Annotated in this window: 21 protein-coding genes; 9 read left to right on the top strand and 12 right to left on the bottom strand. The window is 50.5% G+C overall.

All coding sequences use genetic code 11. From position 1 onward, the window contains the following. Positions 1-629: 629 nt before the first annotated feature. Positions 630-1,517 (top strand): endonuclease/exonuclease/phosphatase family protein, encoded by an 888-nt coding sequence (locus H8L47_RS23805; RefSeq protein ID WP_186956116.1) that lies wholly within the window; start codon positions 630-632, stop codon positions 1,515-1,517. A gap of 329 nt (positions 1,518-1,846) precedes the next feature. On the opposite strand, the gene H8L47_RS23800 is transcribed toward H8L47_RS23805, so the two are convergent. The 11 genes from H8L47_RS23800 to H8L47_RS23750 form a co-directional block, all read right to left on the bottom strand. After that, positions 1,847-2,317: a hypothetical protein gene (locus tag H8L47_RS23800; protein ID WP_186956114.1), complete on the bottom strand. Its 471-nt coding sequence runs from the start codon at positions 2,315-2,317 to the stop codon at positions 1,847-1,849. A gap of 26 nt (positions 2,318-2,343) precedes the next feature. Continuing rightward, positions 2,344-2,652 (bottom strand): hypothetical protein, encoded by a 309-nt coding sequence (locus tag H8L47_RS23795; RefSeq protein ID WP_186956113.1) that lies wholly within the window; start codon positions 2,650-2,652, stop codon positions 2,344-2,346. Between the two features lie 366 nt (positions 2,653-3,018). After that, positions 3,019-4,329, bottom strand: coding sequence for a hemolysin family protein (locus H8L47_RS23790; RefSeq protein WP_186956111.1), 1,311 nt, complete (start codon positions 4,327-4,329; stop codon positions 3,019-3,021). A gap of 377 nt (positions 4,330-4,706) precedes the next feature. After that, a complete protein-coding gene (locus H8L47_RS23785) occupies positions 4,707-7,820 on the bottom strand; it encodes a discoidin domain-containing protein (RefSeq protein WP_186956109.1) in 3,114 nt (1,037 codons plus the stop codon). A gap of 953 nt (positions 7,821-8,773) precedes the next feature. Further along, a complete protein-coding gene (locus H8L47_RS23780) occupies positions 8,774-9,589 on the bottom strand; it encodes a M24 family metallopeptidase (RefSeq protein WP_186956107.1) in 816 nt (271 codons plus the stop codon). 352 nt (positions 9,590-9,941) lie between these two features. Beyond that, positions 9,942-10,514, bottom strand: a complete 573-nt coding sequence (locus H8L47_RS23775) for a hypothetical protein (protein ID WP_186956106.1) — start codon at positions 10,512-10,514, stop codon at positions 9,942-9,944. Positions 10,515-10,536: 22 nt separating this feature from the next. Then, entirely contained in the window at positions 10,537-11,409 is an 873-nt protein-coding gene (locus H8L47_RS23770) for an ankyrin repeat domain-containing protein (protein WP_186956105.1), read from the bottom strand. 238 nt (positions 11,410-11,647) lie between these two features. After that, the gene (gene gorA, locus H8L47_RS23765) at positions 11,648-13,009 is read right to left on the bottom strand and encodes a glutathione-disulfide reductase (RefSeq protein ID WP_186956103.1); all 1,362 of its coding nucleotides are present in this window, start codon (positions 13,007-13,009) and stop codon (positions 11,648-11,650) included. A 110-nt stretch (positions 13,010-13,119) separates the two neighbouring features. Then, positions 13,120-14,001 carry a dienelactone hydrolase family protein gene (locus tag H8L47_RS23760; protein ID WP_186956101.1) on the bottom strand — a complete coding sequence of 294 codons (882 nt, stop codon included), beginning with the start codon at positions 13,999-14,001 and terminating at the stop codon, positions 13,120-13,122. A 115-nt stretch (positions 14,002-14,116) separates the two neighbouring features. Next, entirely contained in the window at positions 14,117-14,527 is a 411-nt protein-coding gene (locus H8L47_RS23755) for a lysozyme inhibitor LprI family protein (RefSeq protein ID WP_186956099.1), read from the bottom strand. A gap of 100 nt (positions 14,528-14,627) precedes the next feature. After that, on the bottom strand, positions 14,628-15,521 hold the full coding sequence (locus tag H8L47_RS23750; protein WP_186956097.1) for a DMT family transporter: 894 nt from the start codon (positions 15,519-15,521) through the stop codon (positions 14,628-14,630). 176 nt (positions 15,522-15,697) lie between these two features. Between H8L47_RS23750 and gcvA the strand changes: the two genes are divergently transcribed. Further along, the gene (gcvA, locus tag H8L47_RS23745) at positions 15,698-16,582 is read left to right on the top strand and encodes a transcriptional regulator GcvA (RefSeq protein ID WP_186956096.1); all 885 of its coding nucleotides are present in this window, start codon (positions 15,698-15,700) and stop codon (positions 16,580-16,582) included. A gap of 2 nt (positions 16,583-16,584) precedes the next feature. On the opposite strand, the gene H8L47_RS23740 is transcribed toward gcvA, so the two are convergent. Beyond that, on the bottom strand, positions 16,585-18,621 hold the full coding sequence (locus tag H8L47_RS23740; RefSeq protein ID WP_186956094.1) for an ankyrin repeat domain-containing protein: 2,037 nt from the start codon (positions 18,619-18,621) through the stop codon (positions 16,585-16,587). A 204-nt stretch (positions 18,622-18,825) separates the two neighbouring features. Between H8L47_RS23740 and H8L47_RS23735 the strand changes: the two genes are divergently transcribed. The 7 genes from H8L47_RS23735 to H8L47_RS23705 all read left to right on the top strand — a co-directional run bounded on the left by H8L47_RS23735 (position 18,826) and on the right by H8L47_RS23705 (position 26,004). Continuing rightward, positions 18,826-20,082, top strand: coding sequence for a putative Na+/H+ antiporter (locus tag H8L47_RS23735; RefSeq protein ID WP_186956093.1), 1,257 nt, complete (start codon positions 18,826-18,828; stop codon positions 20,080-20,082). 458 nt (positions 20,083-20,540) lie between these two features. Then, positions 20,541-21,560 (top strand): gamma-glutamyl-gamma-aminobutyrate hydrolase family protein, encoded by a 1,020-nt coding sequence (locus tag H8L47_RS23730; RefSeq protein WP_186956129.1) that lies wholly within the window; start codon positions 20,541-20,543, stop codon positions 21,558-21,560. 28 nt (positions 21,561-21,588) lie between these two features. Further along, positions 21,589-22,785: a cation:proton antiporter gene (locus tag H8L47_RS23725; protein ID WP_186956092.1), complete on the top strand. Its 1,197-nt coding sequence runs from the start codon at positions 21,589-21,591 to the stop codon at positions 22,783-22,785. Further along, the gene (locus H8L47_RS23720; protein WP_186956091.1) at positions 22,785-23,930 is read left to right on the top strand and encodes a YbdK family carboxylate-amine ligase; all 1,146 of its coding nucleotides are present in this window, start codon (positions 22,785-22,787) and stop codon (positions 23,928-23,930) included. The genes H8L47_RS23725 and H8L47_RS23720 overlap by 1 nt, the downstream gene beginning before the upstream one ends. Positions 23,931-23,975: 45 nt before the next feature. Further along, the gene (locus H8L47_RS23715) at positions 23,976-24,536 is read left to right on the top strand and encodes an HD domain-containing protein (RefSeq protein ID WP_186956089.1); all 561 of its coding nucleotides are present in this window, start codon (positions 23,976-23,978) and stop codon (positions 24,534-24,536) included. A 259-nt stretch (positions 24,537-24,795) separates the two neighbouring features. After that, entirely contained in the window at positions 24,796-25,335 is a 540-nt protein-coding gene (locus tag H8L47_RS23710) for a cysteine hydrolase family protein (RefSeq protein WP_186956087.1), read from the top strand. 201 nt (positions 25,336-25,536) lie between these two features. After that, positions 25,537-26,004 carry a hypothetical protein gene (locus H8L47_RS23705; protein ID WP_186956086.1) on the top strand — a complete coding sequence of 156 codons (468 nt, stop codon included), beginning with the start codon at positions 25,537-25,539 and terminating at the stop codon, positions 26,002-26,004. The last annotated feature ends 7 nt before the right edge of the window (positions 26,005-26,011 follow it).

Raw genomic sequence — 26,011 nt, 5'->3', positions numbered from 1 at the left:
TTTTATAACCGCCAGCGACGTCACTCGCGTCTTGGCAATATATCGCCAGCCTTGTTTGCTGAAAATTTTAATCGGCAGTCACAGGCAGCTTAGAACATGAGTGTCCGCTATTGACAGTACACCTCAAGCAACATATTCGCACCACACCGCGATCAGATTTAATGCGCCATCACACAAGGAAGAAGTCTGGTCTCTTAAGCAAACAATCGACGTCTTTGATTTTCAACGACTAAATTCAAGCATTCACTTAGGCGGGATTGTCAGCGCACAGCCGATTACTACGCTGACTTGATGACGATTCCAGGCAGAGAAAATGTATGAATGAAGGATCTGACCACGTGCTCCGCATTTTCATGCGCGTTTAACCAGATCGCTAAACTCTGTCGCTTTTCGATTACCGATGGATCAGGGGGCGAGTTCATGGCTAAAATCAATCTTGGGTCGTAGAACCCGCGCATCATGAATATAGCCCATTGCCTGTTTGCGAACATGTGTCATTACCATAGCCGTCATTGTCCGCATCATGCTGCGTCAATGTGCTTGGTGGTGCTAGAAGGGCAAATCAATATTTGCAAAAAACTGAAACCCTCTTCTTACATTGACCTATAGCTTTTCTGGATGCGATCAACATGTTAAACAGATTCTCGCCGCTTGCACTCTGGGTCGCCGTTGTTGTGCTGCTTGCTCTTGCCTGGACGCCAGATTCGTCGGCGCAACCCCGCTCGGCAGCGGCGATTAACGTCGCTACTTACAATCTAAGGTATAACAATACTGGCGATGGCGTGAATGCCTGGCCATCCCGCAAAGAGATGGTCAAGGCACTGATTCGTTACCACGAGTTTGATATTGTAGGTACACAGGAAGGCTTGGCAGATCAAATCACCGACTTGGCCCAGATGGAAGAGTTTGATCATGTCGGGGTTGGTCGCGACGACGGCAGAAATGCAGGCGAACACTCAGCGATCTTTTTTCGTAAGAACCGATTTACTTTATTGAGCAAGGGTGACTTTTGGTTAAGTGAAACGCCCGACCACCCTTCATACGGCTGGGACGCCACCTGCTGCCGTCGTCTTGTCTCCTGGGCGCGTTTGCGTGATCGAGGCAGCTCGCGTGTCCTATTTGTGTTCTCGGTTCATTTTGACCACGAAGGCCAGGTGGCTCGCCGCGCTTCAGCAGAACTGGTTTTACGCAAAATCGCAGAGATCGCACGCGGCGAGCCCGCAATATGTCTCGGTGACTTCAACTCGACACCAGAAACAGTGCAGATGCAGAATATGGCAAAAGGGATGCGCGATGCTTACCGGATTAGTCAGGCACCACCCTATGGCCCGGTAGGGACCTTCAACAACTTCCAATTGGATGCAGCGATGAATGAAAGGATAGACTATATCTTCGTCGATCAGCACTTCGACGTACTCAAATATGCCGTGATAAGCGACTCACGTGACAGGCGCTACCCATCCGACCACCACCCTGTGGTTGCGCGCATCATGCTTAAGAGCCTGATGCGAAAATGACCTGGCGTTGTCAGGGCGTGTTGATATTTCGTTTTAGCCACTCCTAAGAAACAAAGGGCGCAGGGGCGCAACAGGTATTCATCCATTTCCATCTTGGCGGGCGATTTCGCGTATGCTAATCGCCTCTTCGGGCTGTTTGGGCACGCAGTATCTGCCATCGCCTGGATACAACCCGTTACTGAGATCCTTCTGGAGTAGCTGTGCAAATGGGCGAAGTCCAGGTTTGATGTTTCGCTAGATACAGATAAATACCAAACAGAATGACTGGTCAGCCATTAATGGATTTACTGCTCATCCTAGTCCGGTACATGCACATTAATCCAGCTCCCTCAAAGTGACATCACCGGCCCAATCCCGCGCGAAGAACATAATTGTGTCCCCACATCCCATGCCGGATCAAGCCCGCCGCAGAAATTTTGTGCGTCCGATAACTGCGCCATGTCTTTCATCCACGTCGCAAAATCATCTGCCAATACCAGCCCCGCATTGCGGCAATCGGTGCTCGACATTAACACCATCACGTCAAGCAGCATGTCGCTGCACATTAACTGCACACTCGGACCATTCACCTCTTTGTCACCGACCTGCAAAACACGGAGGTTCATAAAGCAGGCTGCACCTTGCCGCCTGAAAAATGCCTGCCAGTACAACTCGTCGAACACTGCCCCGACAGGCTGCGCCCCAAGTTCATAATCATTTATGCTCACTACATTCGCTGTCTCCCCTGTCAGCGAACGCAACAGCAAAGGCAAGCTTGCCGCAGGCACTGCCTCAAACATGAATTCCAGCAAACCATCCATCAATTACACCCTGACTAAGCAACATTTCACATTGAACTTTCATCGCCCTGGAACTCATGATACAAGGTCACAAATTTTTCCAGCGCCCGTTTGTAATCCCCTTCATAAAATAAAATCGTCTGTGCCCAGGATACGCCAATCGGGCAATCGTAATAATGCTGGACCCAGCGGTGGAACTCTTCGTCAAACTTCAACTCGCGTGCATCAAGCTGGGTATAGCTGCGCTTGCCAAGCATAAAACCGTTAATGAAGCGAGACGCCTCCAGAATCGAATGATTCAACACCAGCATGCCAGGCCGACCTTTCAAGGTATCAATGATATTATCCAAAGTCATACCTATCCATCTTCCTTTTTGTCGTTACATATCGCAAGCCAGGAAAATGGCGATTACTGGACAGCAATCGCCAAACTTCGTCATTCCTGAAAGCCTGTATCGGGTATCCATTACTGTCTGGCCGTTAAGGCATTGATACAGTGAATTTTCCACCAGCACGCACCATCACTTTACACCATGATACCTAGCTTGCGCCTTCGCGCCTTCGGGCTGTTTGGGTACGCAGGATCTGCCCATCACCTGGACACGGCACGGTACAGAGATACTTCTGGAGTTGCGGCGCTAATGGGTGAAATCCAGGTTTGATGTTTCGGCAGATACACGTGAATGTCGGATCTGCCGCCAGCTGCCCTATTGCGGATGAGCTTAAATTACTGTTGCTGGTAAAATTTCAGAAATCAATAGTCGGTCAATTCTGTTTTTATCCATATCAAGCACTTCAATCCGGAAGCCCTCCCATTCAAAATACTCTGACGCGCGGGGTATGTAGCCAAATTGAGTTAACACAAATCCGGCTAAGGTATGGTAAGACCCTGATGCTTCCTCTGGAAATCTTGCGTCGCTATCAAATATCTCTCTGAACCTGTCAAATGAAATTCCTCCATCTATCAGCCAGGAGCCGTCTTCACGTTGAGCACAATCAGCATCCTGCTGATTATCCACTGCGGCCACATCACCCACCAATGCCCCTAGTACGTCACTCAGCGTGACGATACCTTCGATTTCACCGTATTCATTTATAACTAAAGCTAACTCAGCACGATTTTTCTTGAACGATTCAAGCAATTGCATGGCGCTTAGTGCTTCTGGAATAAACAAAGGCGGCTTGACTGCATTAGCAATATCGACGCTCTGCAAGGACTTTCCTCCAATGGCTTGGTCAAACAAGTGACCAGCATGTATGATGCCAATCACATTGGACAAGTCACCTTTGCACACAGGAAAACGGCTATACGGACTGGCCGCTATCTTTGCTAAATTGTGCTCCAGAGATTTTTCAATATCGATAAAATCAATCGCCATGCGGGGCGTCATCAAAGCGACCACACGTTGATCATCAAGGCGTAAGGCACGCGACACAATATCGTGCTCAGTCTTTTCAAATAAACCGGCATTCGTACCTTCTTGAAGCATACCTGCGATTTCCTCTTCAGTAACCGCGTTACTTTTCGGTTGATGCAATCCCAATAAGCGCAACAGGGCTTCTGTTGTGATCGTTAATATCTTGACAAATGGCCCCATCACGCGCGACAACCATTGCATCGGTGCTGCGATCAACGAAGCGACCGTTTCTGGATATTGCATAGCGATTCGCTTAGGTAAAAGCTCACCTAAAATCAGGGAAGAAAATGTAATACCAACCACAACGATGCCGAGTGCAATCTCTCTGGCAAATTCGCCAATGATTGACATACCTTCCAATTTCGGACTCAGTTGAGCCACTAAAGAGGCTTCACCAAAAGCACCGTTAAAAATGCCGATCAGCGTAATCCCAACTTGAACGGTAGATAGGAATCGACTGGGACTGTCGGACAGTTCTAGAGCAGCTTGTGCGCCACGACTGCCATTTTCGGAAAGTTTTTGTAAGCGAATACGCTTTGAGGAGACAACAGCGATTTCAGACATGGCAAATAAGCCATTAACCAAGATCAAACCAAGAATAATGAGTATGTCCATTATGAGAGGCAATTTGTATCAATGTTGCCCCAGTCGTTAAGGAAAAAGTATTGTACTCAAGTTTTGGCATCTAAAGCGCGGCCACCTGCCGTTACAATAACTTTTGTGTAGAAGGGTAAGCTTCACATCCGAAATTCATACATTTCCATCTTGGCGGGCGATTTCGCGATTGCTAATCGCCCATTCGGGCTGCTTGGGCACGCAGTATCTGCCATCGCCATCCTTGTTCAATGAGTCGCCTGCAATGCGAGCCAGAATGACTTGGAAACGTTGCGGTCGCCAAAGGGGTGATTTGCAATCGCGCACAAGATTCGAAATTTGTATTTATGTCAGGCTGCGCGTAAAAGCTTCACCGGCAGCCTGGGGCAAGCCAGTGTTTATGGATATATAGGATCAGTCGTCCAACTGGACCAGGGGCTGGCCCCTACGCTGGTGATGGTCTTCACTTTGCAGAAGAAAGGCGTGCCGCTGGGTAGATTCGTGATGACAATGGGGGACGCAGAGCCAGTGGCAAAAACGCCGCCGCAGACAGCCGTATAATTGACCAGGCTGCCCGACCCCAATGAATTTGGAGTAAAGTACACCGTTGCCTGACCAGGAATACTGACGGCTGTGCCTATGGTAGGGGCCGTTGGCAATACTGGTGGAAGCGTCGGCGTCACTGAACCCGATACCGCTGACCATGCACCGCTACCTGCGCTACTGTTGGTCTTGACGCGGCAGGTGTAAGCCGTGCCGTTAGTCAGGCCGGTAACGATGATGGGTGAACCATTGCCATTAACAGTAACACTGCCGCAAGTAGCCGTGTAATTGACCAGGTTGCCCGATCCCAGCGCACCAGGAGTAAATGCCACCGTGACAGCGCCATTGCCAGCGACCACAGAACTGATGGCAGGCGCAGCGGGTAAGGTTGCTGCCGTTGGTGTCACCGAACCAGACACCGCTGACCATGCGCCGCTACCCACGCTGCTGGTGGTCTGTACGCGGCAGGTGTAAGCGGTGCCATTCGTCAGGCCAGTGACAACGATAGGTGATGCACTGCCATTGACAGATGCACTGCCACAAGATGCCGTATACCTGACCAGTGTGCCCGATCCCAGTGCACCAGGAGTAAATGCCACCGTGACAGCAGCATTGCCAGCCACAACAGAACTGATGGCAGGCGCAGCCGGCAGCGTTGGCGATGCCGTTGGTGTTACCGGAGCAGACACCGCTGACCACGCGCTGCTGCCCACGCTGCTGGTGGTCTTGACGCGGCAGGTGTAAGCCGTGCCGTTGGTCAGACCAGTGACAGTAATGGGAGATCCGTTGCCATTGACAGTAACACTGCCGCAAGTAGCCGTGTAATTAACCAGGCTGCCCGATCCAAGCCCGCCGGGATTAAATGCTACCTTGATATTACCATTACCCGGAACGACCGAGCTGATGGCAGGCGCACCCGGCACCGTAGCAGCACTACCTGCAGCCTGCACCAGGTTGGTACAGATAGGAGCAGTATGGGCGACATTGATGGCAGTGAAACACACCGTGTAATTGAGCGCAGCATTGCTATTGTTTGCCGTCAGGGCGATGCTGATCGACGGCGTATTGCCGCCAAAGACATTGCCATTCACCGTCCATGCATAGGTCAAAATCTCGTTCGTGCAACTGGCTTGCGCAACGGCAGTACCACCGCCAGCAGGCAGACTGGATGGCGTCAGGCTGACACCTGAGCAAGCCGGAGCCTGATACCACTTTTGAAGTTCAGACGGGAAATATTTGCCAGTAAACCGGTCATCGATTTCGGCAGCCTTGTTCCAGCCCCATACCAGCACGCCGGTATACTTGGCCCCAATAACGCCCATGCTGCGCATGATGCTCTTGAAGTCGCTTGTCAGGCCAGCAGGCCAGTTGGAAGGGGGGACCGCACCGGTATAATTGTAAGGAGCAAAACCTTGCACCACCAGCCAACTTTCCATGTTGTTGAAAGGGGCGGTTGTCATGTAGTTTGCGAACCCGTTCGCTGTATTCAAGGCAGTGGCGCGTTCAGTCAAGTCAAAGGTATTGACATAAACGTCCGTTGCCAGCCATTGCAAACTCACGCTCATACCGTCAGTTGGCGTGAGGATTTTTTTGACTGCATCCATCATTTGAGGCTGTGCACTCAATACGCCTGCAAGATTCAAACCAAATTTTGCTCCTGGCAGTTTTCTTTGCATCAAGAAAATCCCCTTGCGCAGGGCATTAATTTCTGCATCGAGAACCGCGGCTGCCGGGAAGCCCGTATTAGTCCAGAATGGCTCATCGACAATGGAAATCATCGCACCAGAAGTAAACAACTGCGGATACTGGGCAACGGTATCATTGATGATCTTTTCGGCGTCGGCTTTTAGCGTATAAGTTCCACCAGTAAGAGGGCGATCAAAAATGTTGATACCGACAATGGGAACCCGACCTTGCCTCAAAATTTCCAGTGCCGTATTGTAATTCCCTGACAGGTAATACTTACCGCCATAGCCTTGTTTCGACAAGTCATCCGGGTCATCAATATAACCGCCATAATTGAGATCGGCTTTTGCCGTATTGAAGTTCCTGTTCGCCGTCAAACTTGGATATCCAGTCTGGCAATCCAGCATGAAGATTTCAGAAACGCATTGTCCACTGCTGCACGAACTGATTAATGCAGGGTACTTCGCCGGTGCACCGCAAACGGCATTCATCTGCGGGCTTGCCAGGACAGATGAGCTGCTTTGATAGTCTTCAGGGTAGGTTGAATAACATGCCCAATCCGGCGCAGTACTATTCGGGTTGAGCTTCAGGCATTCGCGCATGACGCCGCCATATCTCGCGAGAGGAATGGGTATGCCTGGGTTTGCCGTTTCGTTATTAGGTTGTCTGACCCGGTACATAGTTGCCCGGACACCGCTCACCAATACGCTCGTTGGCGCGTCATCGGCCATCGTCAGTATCGGAGAACCAGGAAGCGGGTTCCTGAAATAATCCGTTGCCACGACATCCGTCTGCGCGGCACCAACTTCACCTATCTGGAAATAGTAGTTACCCACGTCATCCTGCCCCAGTTGGGTGGCAACAACCTGTATGCCGTTGGCATTGACAGTTGCGGGCAGTTTCAGCGTCACATAATTTCCGGCTTGCGGCATGGTGACGTTGGAGTAGGATTGCGCAAAATTCCATTTGCTGCCATCACTCCAGTACACATTGAATGCGGTGGGGAAACCCAGCACGCGCCCACCAGCATAACGTGGATAAAGCTTGATGGCATTGACGGGATGAAAGCCATCAAGCCAATAAGCCAGCCATTCCTGGTGGTTGGGGTCGCCATGACCAGTACTGGTCCAGACCGTACTGGTATTGCGATCGTATAAGTTGGTGTTTGGCCACAATGCCGATGAAGTTTCAGCCCGAGTGACAGGCCAGCTTTGCGCCATCGCACTGTGATTGAAAAAAGATACTGCAAGCGCAAGCAAGAATAATTTCAAGATTTTTTTCATAGAATATTTTCCATGTATATTGACACGCCAGTCCCCTTGTCAGCGTAAAAACAAACTCCGCCTGACAGGATCGGATTGGTGGAATGGACTGCAATCGACAACAAATGAGAAAAATGGGAAAGCATTAAAGCGGTGCTGGGCGGAGATTTGCTGCGCATGGTTCTCAATTCAGTCCCGTTGCCCAGCAAATCTCCGCTTTCTTGAAAAGGCATCTTGTTATCGTTAAATAGCCTTAATTTAAGGGACTAATAGTGCAAAAACAAGAAGAGAAATTATACATTCTTTAACTTTTATATCGCGGATATATCAGGATTTGTGGTTTTAATGATTACAACTTGGCGCGGGTGCATTAGATTTGCTTTTGCTTGATCTTACGCATGATTCATTTCGAATTGATGCCTGAAGTTCATATAAAGCATGGCCTGCTACATTTTCTTAAAGGTTTTTCTAACTGGATTGACGCGACAATGAAGATCGCTGGGGATGATTGACACATGTACGATTGCGCTGCGCTTTTCGCACCTACTCCGGGCGCGTGTTCTTAGACTGGCATGAGGAAACAGGAGGGCTAGAGGTCAGACATTCATATATTTCCATCTTGGCGGGCGCTTTCTCGATTGCTAATCGTCCCTTCGTAATGATTAGGCACGCAGTATCTGCCATACCATCGTTGAATGTGTCGTCTGCAATGCGAGCCAAAGGGGCTTGGAGCTGTATACGGTAGCCACAGACCTGCTCGTCTCCTGGACGCAAGGTGGTACTGAGATGGTTCTGGAGCGGCTGTGCTAATGGGCGAAAACCTGTTTGATGTTTCGCCAGATACACATGGGTGAAGCTGCGATTCGCGCAAGCACACGTTGAAGAAAAAGGCGCAACGGCACTTTGAAACAATCGTGTGATGGCGTGGTAAATATGATCGCGGTGTGTTGCGAGTATATTGTTCGACTGGTTGACTACCGGGAGCTAATGGGTGACCCCTTCTTTAAAGGATAGGTGGCCGTCAGCACCTTGGGCACATCGTCGGTGATCAGCACCATATGGCTGTAACAGGCAGAGGGATAGCAATTGCGGTCAGTCACGGTCCATTGATCCTTGAGTTGCTTTACAGATGGCTTGGCAGGGTGCGCCAGTACCATCAGATTCAGCATGCAGCCTGCACTCAAGATATGCTCAGGCTCGAACATCCCACTGCGCGGCAAGACCTGCGGCAGCATATGGACCTGCTCACCTATGAAATGACCAGCAAACAGCTCCGAGATAAACAAACCAGTCTTGCTGCAGGTCTGCTGCAAATGCTTGCCAATCTCAGAAACCAGCATGCCAGGGCGACACATCGATATGCTCTCCTGCAAAATCGCATGAGCTGGCCCCAGCAAGTCACTAGCAATGGCCGTACCTGCACCAATCTGCACAGTCCAGTTCTGCATGCTAAACGCCTGCTGAAGATGGTGCAAACCAAACGCTAACTTCACCACATCTCCATCCTTGAGCAACTTGTCGCTACGCGGCACACCATTCGTGATCTCTTGATTGACGCTGATGCTGATACCGGCAGGAAAGCCATTCATCAAAGGCAGAGAGCTATGCACAGCGTGCTCCAATGCCAGCTCATCCGCCAGCGCCGCCACGTCCGCCGTACTGACACCCGCCTCCAGACTATCCAGCAACCTGGCGAAAATCTGGTTTTGTACAGCCACCAGCGAAGCAATCTGCTGATTGGTTTCAACAGTATTGGCAGCAACAGTTTTGGTTTTTCTGAACTGGGACATGATGTGTAAGACAAGTTGTGGGCACGACTTATACGTAGACTGCTACTTAGGCTTAAATGCGCGCAAAAAATTATAGGAACACCGTCTCATCTTGCTCATTAAAAATCCATGAAAGTTTTGGGCCATCAAAGAACACCATATAACCTTCAGGTAGTGTTTGCACGTCAACTAGCGCTGGCCTGATCTGGAGTAATTGAAAGGTTTTTTAATCGTACGTATTAAAAATATGTTCGTTCCATTAATTCGCGTGTATCGCATCTTCGCGAAATGCATTAATGAAGGACCTGATCCCATTCTTTGATTTCGACTGCGATCTGAGTGTCTGCAGTGAGTTCTTCTACGGATTTTATACTCATGTTTTATTTCCGGATAAAAGAAATGCATTTATATTAGCTGTTTGACTCTCAAATGCAGGGCAGGTTTGAATATCACTTTGTCCGAGTAGTGTATGTTTAGATTCAAACAAAGTGTATGCGAAGCCAGTATGTTGAAATATCACCTGATTCGTCTTTCGATCTCGAAGCGAATAAACATCTTTCCTCAAACGAAGTTCTTTCTCAATAAAACTGGCTTTGTACTCAAAGATATAGGGCACTACAATTTTCAAATCTGCGGAAATGACTTCATAGGAGCTATCCCACCAAGGATTTCCCCCTTTGTATCGAACATCAAAATATTGACCATCTCTGTCTAAATATCTCGCAAATGGCACCATTGCATGAGTTGAGACAACACTTTTCGCATCTGCTTGATCAGTGGTTAGCCAAGGTGAGTTTTTTTCTATTTCTCCATACTCATGGAAACCGCTGTCTTTTCCGCAAAATTGTGAGAAGCGATATTGCCCATAAATGTTGGGCAAAAACCAAACTGTCATAGCCACCATAAACCCAATGACCGTAAGCAGAAATACAGACAATTTACGCATAATTTCCCTAATAAAATCGGAGCTACTCGGGCTTTATTTGACATTCCTTTTTAAAAATATGTACATATTCTCGTTTCCAAGGTTCTTCAATATCACTTAATTCGGCTACTACCTCACGCGGCAACTTTCCATCCCTCGTCGGCAGGCATTCATCAGCGCCCGAATTAAGAAGCAATACGATAATATTTATTCCGGCATTTCGACGAATCGCATGTACCAATGGTGTTTCATCTAACTCATTAAATACATTTGGATTAAATCCATTTCGCAAAAGTAGATTTACGACATCTTTCGACTTTCCGTTTATTGCGGTAAAAATAATCGCTCCGTTATTCCCACTCTTCTTATACCACTCTAAGTTCACACCATTATCAAGAAGTAAATTAAGCGCACGAAACTGCCCCATCTCCAAGGCAATAAATAGAGCGTCACGGCCATATTTAGAGCGCGCCATCACATCTGCTTTTGCTCGTATAAGCATGCGCATAATTTCTAGATTTCCACGTGATGAGGCAGACATTAGTGGCGCACTAATGAATGGCATCTTTGGATTAGGAGAAACACCTCTATTCAACAAAACTTGAACTATTTGCTGAGAGCCATACCAAGCAGCAGCATTAAGCAAATCCCCTGCTTTAATGAGACTCAATTCTTGCAAGGTAGCACGCTTCAAATAATTGACTGCAGTATCTTCAGAACCATATTTCATGTGGAAATCGACGATAGAATTCCCATGTGAATCTTTCCAAGTAACAGGGATCGTTTTATCGTTCAATATTTTTGAAAGAGCCTCCCAATCGTCTTCTGGGTACCTTGGTAAAGATGAAGCCCAAGTTGTGCTGCCGCCACCCAGTATCAGACAAGTCAAGATAAGCATTTGAAGAAATAATTTCATTTACTTCTTTCCTTTCATTTGCGCGTTCTGCAGAGCGCGTAGCTCCTTTAACGTGGTAATCGGAGGCATTGCCACGCCACCACAGGGTTGCATTCAGAATACCGTTGCGACTCTTGAATCAAGGTGTGTCGGCGTAAGTCGTGTTTGCCTAAAATCAGAAATGCCGTTAGCTCATCGGTCAAAAAAGTCCTGACAATATTTCGCAGCCCGGATGAATCCACCGGGCCGCTTCTTAAACCTACACCACCGCCGTCCTCATCGTCACAAACTCTTCTGCAATTGTCGGGTGTACGCCTATGGTGGCGTCGACTTGTGCCTTGGTCACGCCGCATTGCATGGCGACGGCGAAGCCCTGGATGATTTCGCCTGCGTCTGCGCCTACCATGTGCATGCCCAGTACGCGGTCGGTGTCGGCGTCGACGATCATCTTCATCAGACAGCGTTCGGTCGAGCCTGAGAGTGTGTGTTTGAGTGCCTTGAATTCACTCTTGAAGATTTTCACATGCACATGTTTTTCGCGTGCCTTGGCTTCTGTCAGGCCCAGGGTAGCTACATTGGGGTGGCTGAATACGGCAGTAGGGATGTTTTCATAGGACATCAGCTTGCGCCCATGCTGGAACAGGTTGGCGGCAACGATCATGCCTTCGGCCAGTGCAACCGGGGTCAGCGCCAAGCGGTCGATGACGTCGCCGATGGCGTAGATGCTGTCTACATTGGTGGCAAAGTGTTCATCGACGATGATGGCACCATTCTCGCGCACCTGCACGCCAGCGTTGTCCAGGCCCAGGTCTTTGACATTGGGTTTGCGGCCCGTGGCAAACAGCACGCAGTCGCTATCCAGTGTGCGGCCATCGCTGAGTGCCACGCGTTTGTTTTGCGTGTTGTCGCCCTCCGTGTTGATGGACAGGATGCTGGTATCAAGTGCGATCTCTATGCCTTTCTTGCGCATTTCTGCAATCAGGAAATGGCCCAGGTCGGCATCCATGCTGCGCAAGATTTGTGTGCCACGTTGTACCAGTGTGACCTGGCAGCCCAGGCCATTCAGGATGGAAGCCAGCTCGACTGCAATATAGCCACCGCCTTGCACCACGGCACGGCGCGGCAGGGCAGGCAGGTGAAAGAATTCATCCGAAGTGATGCCCAGTTCACTGCCTGGCAATTCTGGCTTGACTGGGTGTCCGCCTGTGGCGATCAGGATATGCTGGGCGCGATAGCTTTGGCCATTGACGATGACGGTATGCGCATCGACGATCTGGGCATGACCAGTGATGATATCGACCTTGGCATTTGTCAGGATCTGGCCATAGATACCATTGAGCCTGGCGATTTCTTTGTCCTTGTTGGCGATCAGCGTGGCCCAGTCAAACTGTTGCTCACCCATGCTCCAGCCGAAACCGGCTGCGTCGGCAAAGTCGCTATGGTAATGAGCGGCATACGACATCAGCTTTTTTGGTATGCAACCTGCATTCACACAAGTGCCACCCAGCGGGCCTGCCTCGGCTACCGCCACGCGTGCACCATACTGTGCCGCAAAACGGCTGGCCCGCACACCGCCAGAGCCAGCACCTATCGTGAATAAATCATAGTCATAAGTGTGCATGCGGGTCCTTGCTTAATGTTGATGATAGATAAGAGGGCAGGCCCAGCGCGTGGCTGGCCTGCAGTGAAACTAAGAAGAGATGAATCAGAGGAAATGAATAAAAACAGGAATCAGGCTACGCCGTTTGCCTTGAACCAGGCCAGCGCACGGCTCCAGCCATCTTTGGCATCTTCTTCGTTATAGCTGGGGCGATAATCAGCATGAAAGGCATGGCCAGAATTTGCATACACCTTGAACTCTGATTTGCTGTTACCTTTTTTCAGTTCCACCTCCATCTTGAAGACGGATTCAGCATTGATGCCCGTGTCCTTGGCACCATACAGGCCCAAGACAGGTGTTTTCAAGCCTGCGCCGATATCGACGGGGTGCTTGGGTGTCAATGGCGTCGATTCGCCTACCAGGCGGCCATACCAGGCCACACCAGCCTTGACATTGGGGTTGTAGGCAGAATACAGCCAGGTGATGCGGCCACCCCAGCAAAAGCCGGTGATGCCCAGGCGCTTGGTGTCGCCGCCGTTATTGCCAGCCCATGCCACGGCAGCATCCAGGTCGCCCATGACTTGTGCATCAGGCACCTTGGAAATGATTTCTTTCATCAGCTCTGCCATGCTGGCGGCGTTCTTGGCGTCACCCTGGCGCACAAACAATTCAGGTGCAATCGCCAGATAGCCCTGCTTGGCAAAACGGCGCGCCACGTCAGCTATATGCTCATGTACACCAAAAATCTCGGAGATCACCAATATTACCGGCAAATTGCTCTTGCCTTCAGGCTTGGTAAAATACAGTGGCACTTCTGCGCCCGCCACTGTCAGCTTGGCGACACCATCCGTCAAACCGGCACGGTCAGTCTTGATCATGGTTTGCGCGCATACCGGTGCAACCGCTGCCGCAAAACCGACACCTACTGCAGTTTGTATAAAACTGCGACGGTTGACCGTCGTACTGTCTTCTGTACTACCAACCAGGCTATTAAAGTCTTCGCGATACTGCATGGTGTTCTCCTGTAAGGTTTCTTTGAGGTTGTACTTGCGGATGTGAAACGCCGGATGAATCAGCAATGAATTGTACAACCGATTCAAGGAACACACTTGCAAGAGAGATCAGGCTCTATGGTGCAGGCAGCAGGGCAGGCGTGCTATCGGCAAAAGTGAGATAAGCTTGCCAGACATCGCGGGTGCGGGTGAGTGTCAGGTCTAGCTGGCATTGGGCTGACTGGCGGTAGCGTATGCTGCCGCTGGCCCAATAGGTGTAGACGTCGTCGCAATGGGCGCTTCGGTAGTTTTCCCAGGCTCTTTGTGTTGCATCGAGATCGAGCTTGTTGTCGTCTTCCTGTTGTAGTCGTGACTTGGCGGCTTGCAGATAGCTGGACAGTTTTTTGTTGGCCTTGTCCACTTCGCCCGCCATGCACCGGGCTTCTTCCTGGGGAGTATTGATGTTGGCACACACGATTTCAGCTTGTGCTGCAGTTGTTGTCAGGGGGTAAAGCAGGGCTAGCATCGCTATATGAACGGATTTCATGGATTATTTTTGCTGGTGTTCGGACATTACACATGAATGGTGATCAGCAAATATTAGCATTGTTTTAATATGGGCTGGGTTAGGGCAACTATTCCTGTGTTTAAGCAAGGCGTGGTTTTTCTGGTCGCAACACCAGCCATACAGCCAGACCTATCAGGGCGCCGCCCGTAAGGTGGGCGAGGGTGATGTCTTCATGCAGGAAGAGTGCGCCCCAGAGTACTCCAAAGGGTGGGATCAGAAAAGTCACCGTCAGGGACTTGACCGGGCCAATATCGGCGATCAGACGAAAATACAGGATATAAGCCAGCGCCGTGCATACCAGTCCCAGGGCTGCCAGGGTCAGCCACAACGTAATGTTGCCCCAGGTTGCCGGTGGCTGTGTCAATGCGCCATACGAAAAAAATGGCAGCAGCAAAGCAACAGCGCCAAGCTGGCTGCCAAAAGCGACAAGCTTGCTATCCAGCCCACCTGTGGCGTATATCCATCTCCTGGTCAAAAAACTGGCCAGGCCATAGCAAGCCGTGGCCAGCATGCATTCTGCAGCGGCGATCAAGAGCGCTGCATTGAATTGCACTGGCCCGGTTGAGGTCAGTACGGCAACACCGGCAATGCCTATCAATACGCCCAGGATCTTGTAAAGGCCGGGCCGTTCTGCAAAAAACAGGGCGCCGATGATGACGCCCATGAGTGGCGTCGTTGCATTCAATATAGCGGAGTAACCTGCTGGCAACGCCTTGGCAGCCAGGCTGAACATGACAAAAGGGATGCCAGAATTGATAACGCCCAGCATCATGGCTGCGCCCAGTTTGTCGTTGAAATTCCAGCGTACCCGCATTAGCAACAAGATCAGGGCCAGACCTGCTGCGCCAAATAGGACACGGAAGAAAGCGGTAGGCATGGCACCCAGCGTGGGTACGATCATGCGCATGAATAAAAAGCTGGCACCCCAAATGGCAGCTAGGCTGATGAGCCTCAAAGTGTCTGTGGTTTTCATGTGATTTCCTGTTCAGTATTCTGTAACGCAAGCTGTGAATAAGTGCTTTTTTGATCTACACTTGATTAAGTTATTCTTTCACTGTCATCGCGCCGCGTATGCAATGATTAAATCATTAAAGTGGAAGTAAAAACAATTCATCATTTCTTGTCTTAGATTAGAAAAACTAAATCATTATGAACCGCTTGCCGCCATTGAAAGCCTTGCAATATTTTGAATGCACCAGTCGTCATTTGAGCGTCAAAAATGCAGCGCATGAATTGAACGTGACGCCAGCGGCGGTTAGCCAGCAAATCAGCAAGCTGGTCGACCTTCTGCAGATTCCCTTGTTTAAAAAAGACCAACGCGGTATTGCCCTGACTGTAGAAGGCGAGCATTATTTCATGGGCATACGCACGGCTTTCAGGCAGATGGAAGAGGCGACCAGGCGCTTGCAAGAACAGCGAGCGCTACCCAGAATCACTGTCAGTTGTACGCCGGGTTTTGCCATGCAATGGCTGATGCCGCAACTACCACAGTTCAATCAACTGCATCCGGCGATCGATATCAGAATCAGTACCACCAACCGTCTGGCCGACTTTGCGCGCGATGATGTTGATTTTGCTGTCAGGCATGGGTTGGGGAATTACCCCGGTTTGACATCAGAAATACTGATAGACGATCCCCTGCAACCGGTATGCAGTCCGCGTTTGCTGAAAAGTCGCAAGCAACTTAAATTAGTCGATGAACTGAGTGCCTATACCTTGCTGCATGATGAGCATCAGCAAGACTGGCGCTTGTGGTTGGAGGCGACGGGAGCGCAACATGTGCTCTGGAACAGCGGCCCCGTCTTTGCTGACTCTAACGGCGCACTGGATGCAGCCAAGCGCGGCCATGGCATTGCCCTGGCCAGAAAAACCCTGATTAGAGAAGAGCTGAAAAGTCATGAACTGATCTTGCCCTTCAAGACCAGTATTAAGACTGGCATCGCCTATTTTTTGGTCTATCCGTCCGAGGTCTTGTTGAAAGAAGAAACGCGCCAGTTCAAGGATTGGTTGTGCCGGGCAGTGAAACTGAAATAAGGCTATTTCAGCTTGGCACAAATCTCGCGGCCAATTTCCTGCGCACCATTCTTGCTTAACCAGGCAGCTGCTGCATCGGCTTTGAGGCAATTGGCCCAGGCCAGTATTGATATGCCCTTGTTATCAACAGCATTCAAATTGAGTTTAAATGTGGAAGCTGCCATCAACTCCAGCATATCTGTCTGATTCTTGACGATTGCATGCCAAAAACTTAATGAACCATCCTTGTTGACATTGTTTGGATTGGCACCAAATTCAATAAAGGTTTTTACCAGATCGGCCCGCCCGGATCTGATCACGTAATCCAGGGGATAAACCAGACTGCAGTTTGGACATCTTGAGGCAATATTCACATTATTGTATTTGGTGAGCATGGCTCGTATCAGGTCTTCGCGATGTGGTTCATAACCTTCAAAGCGCAAATACAAAGGTAGTAATTCGCCTGAGATTTTGTTCTTGTCATCGATGTACTCATGATTTTTATCCAGCCGCAAGCCGTGTTCTATTAATTGCATGGTGATTTCAGGGCGCATGTGTGCATACACACCGATGTTCTCTGGCCTGTTTTGTGCAAACATATCATTGATATCTGCACCTGCACTGACTAAAAAATCCACCTCCTGCCAGTCAATTTTCTTTTCATAATCACGAGTGGCAAGTATGCGGCTGAGTACGGCTTCGGCTTCAATCTGGGGCAACAGGGTGTTAGCTTTTGCGGCTGCATGCTGAGCAAGCGCTGCGGAGAGCAAGCTGGGGTAGGCTGGTGTATCCCAGGCGCGCGATAACACTTCTCTGCCCAGTGGATTTGCGCCGCGCTTCAATAGCTGATGTACTGCATCTGCGCTTTTTGTGGCTACCGCGTTGCGCATCAACTCCCTGTCATTGACTGCATCTGCCCCTGCCTGCGAGAACAGAAAATCCAGGACAGGCTCAGGTACTGTACCCAGGTCAGGATGGTAACGTAACAGTTCCATCGCCACTGGCGACATATCATAACGCCTGGTCTCTGATCTTTCGCGAGAGTTTGCCAGAAATCCTTTTTCATTGAATTTTTTTAAGACGCGCAGAGCTTGTTCTGCTGGCATAAACCGCGTCAGTTTCAGCAATTCGGTATTGGTGTAGCTGTTTTCATAGCGGGCAGGTACAGTCAGATGCGGGAAGACAGCCTGATCAAATAAATCATAAAATTCTTTTTGCAAGGCCACGACCATGTTCCAGTCATGATTGCCTCTGAGTAAAGCTATGCCGGCATCTAGCCATTGTGCCTCCCCGTTTTCATTACGCGGTATCTGGCCTGCCTTCAGCAGTTCACGGAAGTTTTCCAGTATGGCGCTTCTTTCCTTTTCTTCTTTTGTCGCCGTGCCAGGAAATCTCAGCATTTCTGCATGTAGCCACTGGCCGCAGATGAATTCCAACTGCATTTGTGGTGAACGTTTCCGGAACCAGTCTTTGGTGCTAGTACGCAAATTATTAAATGCTGCTTGCTTCATGTCTGGCAATTTTTTACCCTGACATATTGCCGCAGCATCAGGCACTTCTTTACCTTCTGGCCTTTTCTTCAAAGGCTCAGGCGCCGCTGGAGATATGCCTTTGGCGGCAACCGGAAACAAATCTATCGCTTCGAGCATGAAGCCTTGCATGATGTAGTAGACATAGCCTGTCGTCACTTCCCTGGCCATGTAGGATTTTTGAGTAGGTGTACTGACCTGCAAGGTGCTTCCCACTGGAAGTTTCATCAGCACGCCGCTGTCCATCCATATCGCACATGAGGTCTTGAGCAGGCTTTCGTCTTTTAGCATCTGCGCCAGTTTGTCCGGGCTGACAAAGCCACTTTTCTGGAAATTGGCATCCCATTGCTTGTTTTCAGTTGACATGCGGTAAGCCAGTTCACCATGCACTTTTTCTACCCTGATGATGGCAGGGCCATTTTTTTCACGGGCAAAGTCGCCGAGCAAGGCATCTGTGCATGCGGCCTGGGTGTTTTTGGAAAACAGACCAGCCAGGAGGGCGAGAAAAAGCGGTAGTCGGAATTTATACATAAGAATATGGGAGCTAAGGAGTGAATCCGTCCGTGATACAGGCCCATCCCGGTCGAGAGAAAAGGTCTGGTAATGGCATTCCTCCATCCATACAGTATGGATGGAGGAGGAGAGGAATATCGACCCATCTTACACCGGTTTTTGTCGTAAGCATGGTTAAGCTCGTGTAAGATATGTATCCATATTCGAGGAAAGAAAACAGTGATGACTTTAATGAACACACTTGGAGCCGTGATCTTTGGCCTGGCCTTGCTGCATACTTTTAGTGCCAAATTTTTTGAAGTACTTGCGCATAAGAATACCGCTCATGCCGGCTTGTTTCATTTGCTGGGTGAGGTCGAAGTTGTCTTTGGTTTCTGGGCCTTTGTGCTCATCGTGGTGATGGCATTGGTATCAGGCGGTGATGCCGCAGTGAGCTACGCCGAGTCACGCCAGTATACTGAACCCCTGTTTGTTTTTGTCGTCATGGTAGTGGCTGCTTCCCGCCCTGTGCTGGAGCTTGTTGGGCGCGTTCTCAAGGCCCTGGCGCGCTTTACTCCAGTACCTGATACCATCGCCCTGGTCTGGTTTGGTTTGGCCGTGGTGCCCTTGCTGGGCTCTCTTATTACCGAACCTGCCGCCATGACGCTGGCAGCCCTGATGCTGGCACCTAAAATTTTCCGTCAGGGCATACCAGAGTGGTTGAAGTATGCTGCGCTGGGCGTGCTGTTTGTCAATGTTTCCATCGGTGGTACCCTGACGTCCTATGCTGCACCACCAGTCTTGATGGTGGCTGCTGCCTGGCAATGGGATAGTGCCTTCATGCTGGCCACTTTTGGCTGGAAGGCGGCAGTGGCGGTGGTGCTCAATGCCACCGTAGTTACGCTGCTTTTGCGCAAACATATCGCTGGCCTGACGACAGACGCGTCTACCCAAACGACGCCAACTGAACCAGTGCCGCTCATCGTCAGCCTGATTCATCTGGCCTTTCTGGCGGGCGTGGTTGTGTTTGCCCATCACCCTGTATTCTTTCTTGGCCTGTTTCTGTTCTTCATGGGTTATACCCAGGCATATGAGCGTCATCAAAGCCCCTTGATTTTAAAGGAAGGCTTGCTGGTAGGCTTTTTTCTGGCGGGCCTGGTCGTGCTGGGCGGCATGCAGCAATGGTGGTTGCAACCCATTGTCGCCAGCCTGGCACCGCATACCCTGTTTTTTGCGGCCCTGGGCTTGACTGCCATTACCGATAATGCCGCGTTGACTTACCTGGGTTCACTGATCGCAGGCTTGAGTGATCAAGCCAAGTATTTGCTGGTGGCGGGTGCAGTGGCCGGTGGCGGCTTGACTGTGATAGCCAATGCCCCCAACCCGGCAGGCGTGGCTTTGTTGAAGCGCGGATTCAATGATGAATCGATAGGTGCTGTGGGGTTGTTGCTGGGTGCTTTGCCTCCAACGATAGTGGCGGCGGTGATGTTTTTATTGTGAGTGATACAGGTATGCTGCGGCAGATAAATTTGTAGAAATCAGATTTGAAACTATACTGTAGACATGGGAGCAACAAATGTAAGCTCTGGTGGTCTGTGCAGCGATGAATTGCACAGACTTTACTCCCTGACTGCTTGGAGATGAGCGCTGTAAATTGTCCCAACGGGCTGGCGTGGCAATGAATGTTTGCACGCACCTGCCAGATGCTAGCAAGACCGGGGCCATTAATGGCCCGCCAAGTGACGACCGTTCTTTAACGGAAACCAGCCAGCGCAATTGTTCCTGGCAAGCATAATAAAATCAAGTAGTGGATGCCATCTTGCGGTAGGAAATGGCATTGCGTATCTTTTGCTGATTTTTATTGTATGCTTGTCAGATTGCACCGACAATAATGCACCGACATTAAAACAAGAAAAAATGCAGCTTTGATTTTCAATTTTCAGCAATGGATACCTGCCATGCCGGATGAGAAAAACACACCAGTCAACCAGGACGCTGCCGTAGCGCTGCCGTCCGTGCATGTCAGTCAGTCAGATAGCCAGCCACATATTGCGGCAACTGATCAAGCAGCCAAGCCAGAGCCAGAAAAATCTACGCCTCAACCGCCTTATCAGACAGAAGAATCTCCCTGGCGCACGCTCTTGCGCGTGGTGTCTGCGCGTTTGCAGGCCAGCTCGATACGCACGGCAAAGAGTATTACCCATCGCACTTTGCGCATAGGCGTCTCTGCCCGGATATTTCATCCGCAGGCAGGTGCCAAAGGGCTGCCCAGCAAGACTTTGCAATATCTGGAAGAATCAATTGCCCAATGGGTCATGGCGCGCGATGTCATGGTCTTCATGATCCCCTCGGTCAATACCAATGGCTTGATCAGGCCCAGCAATATACGCTTGCGCGATTATGCACGCCATCTTGATGGCCTGGTCTTACAAGGCGGGGCTGACGTTGCGCCTGAGAGTTATTCACAGCAATCCACCCGCCCTGAATGGGGTGGTGACCGTACCCGCGACATGTATGAGCTTGAACTCTTGCATGAATTCATTGAGGCCGACAAACCCTTGCTGGGTATATGCCGTGGTTGCCAGTTATTGAACGTGGCTTTTGGCGGCAGCCTGCACCAGGATATCGTCACTGAAGTGCCAGGTGCCATCGCCCACGTCAATGATCTGTATGACCAGCATGGCCATGACTTGCAATTTACGTCGCAATCTTCACTGGCAAAACTGTTTCCCGCAGATGTAGCTGCCAGAGTCAATTCCATCCACCACCAATCCATCAAGACCCTGGGCCGGGATATCAAGCTGGAAGCCATTTCACCAGCCGATAACATCGTGGAAGCAATACGCTATCAAAAAGCCAAATTCGTGGTTGGCTTGCAATGGCATCCTGAATTTCATCTGACAGGGCAGAGCGATCTGCTCGATTGCACACCCATATTAGACAGTTTTTTGCGCGCCGCCCGGGAAACCAGACTTTAAAAACAGCCTGATGCTTTGAGGAGACAGCATGACAGAATTTTCCATCAATATCAGCCAGATGGCATGGCCTTGTGTGATTGCGCTGGCCTGGCTGCTGGGTGATATCCTCAACCGCAGCTTACATCTGCCACGCATCAGCGTGTATGCCTTGACCGGTTTTGCGCTAGTGAATCTGTTTCCTGACTATTTGTCGCCGCTGGATAATCAAAGCCTGGTGCTGTTGGCGAATATCGCTTTTGGCCTCATGCTGTTTGAATTTGCCTATCGTATCAATTTGCGCTGGCTAAGCATCAATCCCTGGATTGCCATCACTGGCCTGGTTGAGGCAGCTGCCACTTTTGTGGCCGTGTATTGCGTGGCGCTCTGGTATGGCAGTACGCAGTTGATGTCGCTCTTGCTGGCAGCACTGGCCATGTCATCTTCACCTGCGGCTGTCATCCGCGTGATCAATGAACATCGCAGCTCAGGTCAGGTCAGTGAACGCATCCTGCATTTGACGGCCATCAATACTGTGCTGGCAGTGTTTGCCTTTAAACTCATCCTGGTTTACTGGACCATGCAGACGCCAGGAGATTTCCTGAAAGCCACTTCACAGGGCTTGCATGTCATGCTGGTGGCTTGCGCTTCGCTGCTGGCAGGCACGATATTTGGCATTTTGCTGCCCACCATATTGCGCTGGAGGGGGCGGCAGGCACAGGATGCGACCTTGGGTTTTGCCTTTGCTGTGATCGTCCTGGTGGCATTGACCCACGCCAGCGGTTTGTCACCGATACTGGCGACGCTGAGCTTTGGCCTGATCGCCAGGCACAGACGCATCAGCCTCGGCCGCACCCAAAGAAATTTTGGGGTCCTGGGTGAGTTGCTGGCGGTGGTGCTGTTCGTCTTTGCTGCATCTACCCTGGCTTGGGCGCAGGTGCTGGCTGGTGCCATGCTGGGCAGCCTGTTGCTGGTCATGCGCCTGGGCAGCAAGATGGTGGTCACCACATTGCTGGCGCCAGTCAGTGGCATCTCCATGCGCAAGGGATTGCTCAGCGGTTTGGGCCTGGCACCGGTTTCCGTCTTTCTGATTCTCAACCTTGAACAGACAAACAGTCTGGGCATTGCCACCACCAATGAATGGTATGCCCTGGTTGCCATGACCCTGATACTGGAAATCGCTGGCCCCATCCTGACCCAGCTAGCCTTGTACACAGCCAAAGAAACCCCAGAAGAACAGGAGCAATGATGCCACTCGAAGATTTCAAGAATTCGGATGCACTCTCGGTCGGTGTGGAACTGGAACTGCAACTCGTCAGCCTGTCTGATTTTGATCTCACTGCCTCCAGCCCCGATCTTTTGCATTTACTGGCGAAACGTCCTTTCCCTGGCAATGTGACGCCAGAAATCACCCAGAGCATGATAGAAATCTGCACTGATGTGCAAACCACGCATCAGGGCATATTGCAGCAATTGCTGGCGATACGCGACACCCTGGTGCACGCCGCCGACGTGCTCAACATAGGCATCTGCGGTGGCGGTACTCACCCTTTCCAGAAATGGACAGATCGCAAGATATTTTCCAAACCACGCTTCCAGGAAGTGTCAGCACTCTACGGCTACCTGGCCAAGCAATTCACCATTTTTGGCCAGCATGTGCATATAGGTTGCACCTCTGGTGATGATGCCATGTACCTGCTCCATGCACTCAACCGCTATGTGCCGCATTTCATCGCACTGTCGGCTTCTTCACCTTATGTGCAGGGCGGTGACACCCTGTTCAATTCTGCCCGTTTGAATTCTGTGTATGCCTTCCCCTTGTCCGGGCGCGCCCCTTTCTTGTTGCGCTGGGATGAATTTGTCCATGGCTATTTCAGTAAAATGGAAAAAACCGGGGTCGTCAAAAGCATGAAAGATTTTTACTGGGACATACGTCCCAAGCCAGAATACGGCACCATAGAACTGCGCGTCTGCGATACCCCGTTGAATGTGGAAAGAGCCGCTGCCCTGGCCGCCTATCTGCAAGTCCTGTGCGCCAATTTGCTGGAAAGACGTGAACCGCCACCGGCAGAAGATGATTATCTGGTGTATAACTACAACCGCTTCCAGGCTTGTCGTTTCGGCTTTGACGGCGTTACCGTGCATCCAAAAACCTATGAAAACACCGTCTTGCGCGAAGACATACTGGCCAGCCTGAACAAACTCAAACCCCATGCAGAAAGCCTGGGTGCGCAAGATGCACTGACGCATCTAAGCGAAGTCGCCCGTACCGGCAATGATGCACTCTACCTGCGCCAGCAATACCAAGAAAGCGGCAGCCCGGAAGGCATGGTGCATTCAGCCATCCACATGTTCCGCGACCGCCGGCGCCGTACCCGGTGGGTGGCGATGTGAAGGATGGGTATCTCATTTTTCCGCTCTTATTTAAAGGATGACAAGATGAATCACTGGACCCCCGATATCTATGAAAAAGCCTGGTCGTTTTCATCGCGCCAGCACAGCGGGCAGACCTATGGTGGCAAGGTGGAAGGTGAACGGATTGAGTATATCAACCATATCGCCAGCGTGGCGATGGAAGTCATCTGGGCCTTGCAATCGAATATCACTGCCGATGGCGCACTGACGGTGCAATGTGCCTTGTTACATGACACCATAGAAGATACCAGTGCCAGCTACGAATTGTTGAAACAGGAATTTGGCCAGGCCGTGGCTGATGGCGTGCAGGCTTTGTCCAAGAACACCGCGCTGCCGACCAAGGCTGAACAGATGCGTGACAGCCTCGACCGCATACGGCAACAACCGGCAGAGATCTGGATGGTCAAGATGGCTGACCGCATTACCAATCTGTATCACCCGCCGTATTATTGGGATAATGAAAAAATCCTGGCTTACCGCGATGAGGCACAACTTATCCACGACGAATTGCTGACCGCAGATTTTGGCCTGGCACAACGCCTGCAGGCGAAGATCAATGCTTATCCAAAGTTCCTGAAAAAATGAAATCTGCCCAGTGCTTGACTATCTCATATTGAGAAACTACACTCTTTGCATGACATTTCAATTGACCACGACAGGCTGCACCGTCACCACGACTACCACTGGTAGTAGCGGGGTAGGCTAGCGCCTGGCTTGATTGAGTCATCACAGGTAATTAAATATTTACCTGATATAGCAAACCCCGCCAGCAATGAGCGGGGTTTTTTCTTGCCTGATCGCTGGCAATTTATTCATGCAGAATGCAAAAAAAGGAATCAAGAAAATGGAACAACAATCATATGCAAACCCGGCCTTGTTGGTCATTGATATGCAGGCAGGTTTGTTGCAGGGCGGTACTATCCATGCAACCGAGCAACTGCTGACCAATATCAATAACCTGCTGGCCAAGGCACACGCGGCCGGCGTGCCGGTATTTGCCGTGCGCCACACTGGCCCGCAAGGCTCGCCGATAGAAGCTGGCAGCGCCAACTGGCAATTCATGCCAGGGCTGACGCTGGATATGGAAAGAGATACCGTATTTGAAAAGACCAGGCCCAGCTGCTTCGAGGGTACGGATTTCCTGCAAAAATTGCAGGCGAAAGGTATCGAGGAACTCATCATCACTGGCCTGAAAACCCAGTACTGCATCGATGCCAATTGCCGCGCTGCCAGCGAGCTGGGATTCAACGTCATCCTGGTGGAAGATGCACATAGCTGCAATGACACAGCCTTGCTGCCCGCCAGCACCATCATTGCACATCACAATATGACATTGAATGGCCTGTTTGCAAGACTGGTCAAGGCTGAGGAACTGCGGTTTTAATCCTGTTCCCAGAAGTGACAGCCAGTAGTTTCATTTGAAAGAGGCTACTGGCGTGGCAAGCTGTCCGCTGAATTTCAGACGGTGATAACAATTGCAAAAATTTCATTCACGACTAGAATGAGGATGGTCTGGCTGGTTTATCCTGCAGCCAAGTGAGTTACGATGGCAACGCATTTTTAAATCCTGGATACGGGGGCAAGAATGAAATTATTGCGTTTTTATGTTGAAGTGGGCGGCGAAGAATTTAATGCCGACAAGTTTGCCCTGGCGGCGGATGACAAGGGGCTTGATGGTGCCATATCCCGCATCAGCAATAACAGCAAGACGCTCAAGCGCTGGGGTGAAGATGCACAGGTAACGATCAAGCTGGCAGGTGCAGAACAGCCTGCAAACTGGGGCGGGGCCAGGCAATGGTGCACGGGCCTGCTTGAGAGTGCAGCAGAGGCAGAGGCGAATTTGCCGGCATGGCAGGCAGAAGAAGCGCAATTGCTGGATTTTCTGGAGCAGGTCAAATACAAATTGCCTGCTGTTGGCGATTTTTGCGATGGCGAATACTTTATCTTGCTCAGGCTGATCTATGCCACCTCCGGCGCGGGCCTGCATTATTCCGAAACCCTGATGCGCAGTCTGGCAGAGATCAATGCCGGGCTGACGATAGACCATGCTTGAAAAAGCC

The sequence above is a fragment of the Undibacterium umbellatum genome, assembly GCF_014284125.1.
GTDB classification, from domain to species: domain Bacteria; phylum Pseudomonadota; class Gammaproteobacteria; order Burkholderiales; family Burkholderiaceae_D; genus Undibacterium; species Undibacterium umbellatum.
The sequence above is the reverse complement of the archived record's forward strand: the minus strand, read 5'-3'. Positions and strand labels throughout refer to the sequence as shown.

Excerpts from the sequence above, each read along its gene's own strand:
- H8L47_RS23775 (WP_186956106.1), bottom strand. The coding sequence starts at position 10,514 with ATGCGTAAATTGTCTGTATTTCTGCTTACGGTCATTGGGTTTATGGTG.
- gcvA (WP_186956096.1), top strand. The coding sequence starts at position 15,698 with ATGAACCGCTTGCCGCCATTGAAAGCCTTGCAATATTTTGAATGCACC.
- H8L47_RS23735 (WP_186956093.1), top strand. The coding sequence starts at position 18,826 with ATGACTTTAATGAACACACTTGGAGCCGTGATCTTTGGCCTGGCCTTG.
- H8L47_RS23710 (WP_186956087.1), top strand. The coding sequence starts at position 24,796 with ATGGAACAACAATCATATGCAAACCCGGCCTTGTTGGTCATTGATATG.
- H8L47_RS23770 (WP_186956105.1), bottom strand. The coding sequence starts at position 11,409 with ATGAAATTATTTCTTCAAATGCTTATCTTGACTTGTCTGATACTGGGT.
- H8L47_RS23790 (WP_186956111.1), bottom strand. The coding sequence starts at position 4,329 with ATGGACATACTCATTATTCTTGGTTTGATCTTGGTTAATGGCTTATTT.
- H8L47_RS23785 (WP_186956109.1), bottom strand. The coding sequence starts at position 7,820 with ATGAAAAAAATCTTGAAATTATTCTTGCTTGCGCTTGCAGTATCTTTT.
- gorA (WP_186956103.1), bottom strand. The coding sequence starts at position 13,009 with ATGCACACTTATGACTATGATTTATTCACGATAGGTGCTGGCTCTGGC.
- H8L47_RS23800 (WP_186956114.1), bottom strand. The coding sequence starts at position 2,317 with ATGGATGGTTTGCTGGAATTCATGTTTGAGGCAGTGCCTGCGGCAAGC.
- H8L47_RS23730 (WP_186956129.1), top strand. The coding sequence starts at position 20,541 with ATGCCGGATGAGAAAAACACACCAGTCAACCAGGACGCTGCCGTAGCG.
- H8L47_RS23720 (WP_186956091.1), top strand. The coding sequence starts at position 22,785 with ATGCCACTCGAAGATTTCAAGAATTCGGATGCACTCTCGGTCGGTGTG.
- H8L47_RS23805 (WP_186956116.1), top strand. The coding sequence starts at position 630 with ATGTTAAACAGATTCTCGCCGCTTGCACTCTGGGTCGCCGTTGTTGTG.
- H8L47_RS23705 (WP_186956086.1), top strand. The coding sequence starts at position 25,537 with ATGAAATTATTGCGTTTTTATGTTGAAGTGGGCGGCGAAGAATTTAAT.
- H8L47_RS23795 (WP_186956113.1), bottom strand. The coding sequence starts at position 2,652 with ATGACTTTGGATAATATCATTGATACCTTGAAAGGTCGGCCTGGCATG.
- H8L47_RS23780 (WP_186956107.1), bottom strand. The coding sequence starts at position 9,589 with ATGTCCCAGTTCAGAAAAACCAAAACTGTTGCTGCCAATACTGTTGAA.
- H8L47_RS23740 (WP_186956094.1), bottom strand. The coding sequence starts at position 18,621 with ATGTATAAATTCCGACTACCGCTTTTTCTCGCCCTCCTGGCTGGTCTG.
- H8L47_RS23750 (WP_186956097.1), bottom strand. The coding sequence starts at position 15,521 with ATGAAAACCACAGACACTTTGAGGCTCATCAGCCTAGCTGCCATTTGG.
- H8L47_RS23760 (WP_186956101.1), bottom strand. The coding sequence starts at position 14,001 with ATGCAGTATCGCGAAGACTTTAATAGCCTGGTTGGTAGTACAGAAGAC.
- H8L47_RS23725 (WP_186956092.1), top strand. The coding sequence starts at position 21,589 with ATGACAGAATTTTCCATCAATATCAGCCAGATGGCATGGCCTTGTGTG.
- H8L47_RS23715 (WP_186956089.1), top strand. The coding sequence starts at position 23,976 with ATGAATCACTGGACCCCCGATATCTATGAAAAAGCCTGGTCGTTTTCA.
- H8L47_RS23755 (WP_186956099.1), bottom strand. The coding sequence starts at position 14,527 with ATGAAATCCGTTCATATAGCGATGCTAGCCCTGCTTTACCCCCTGACA.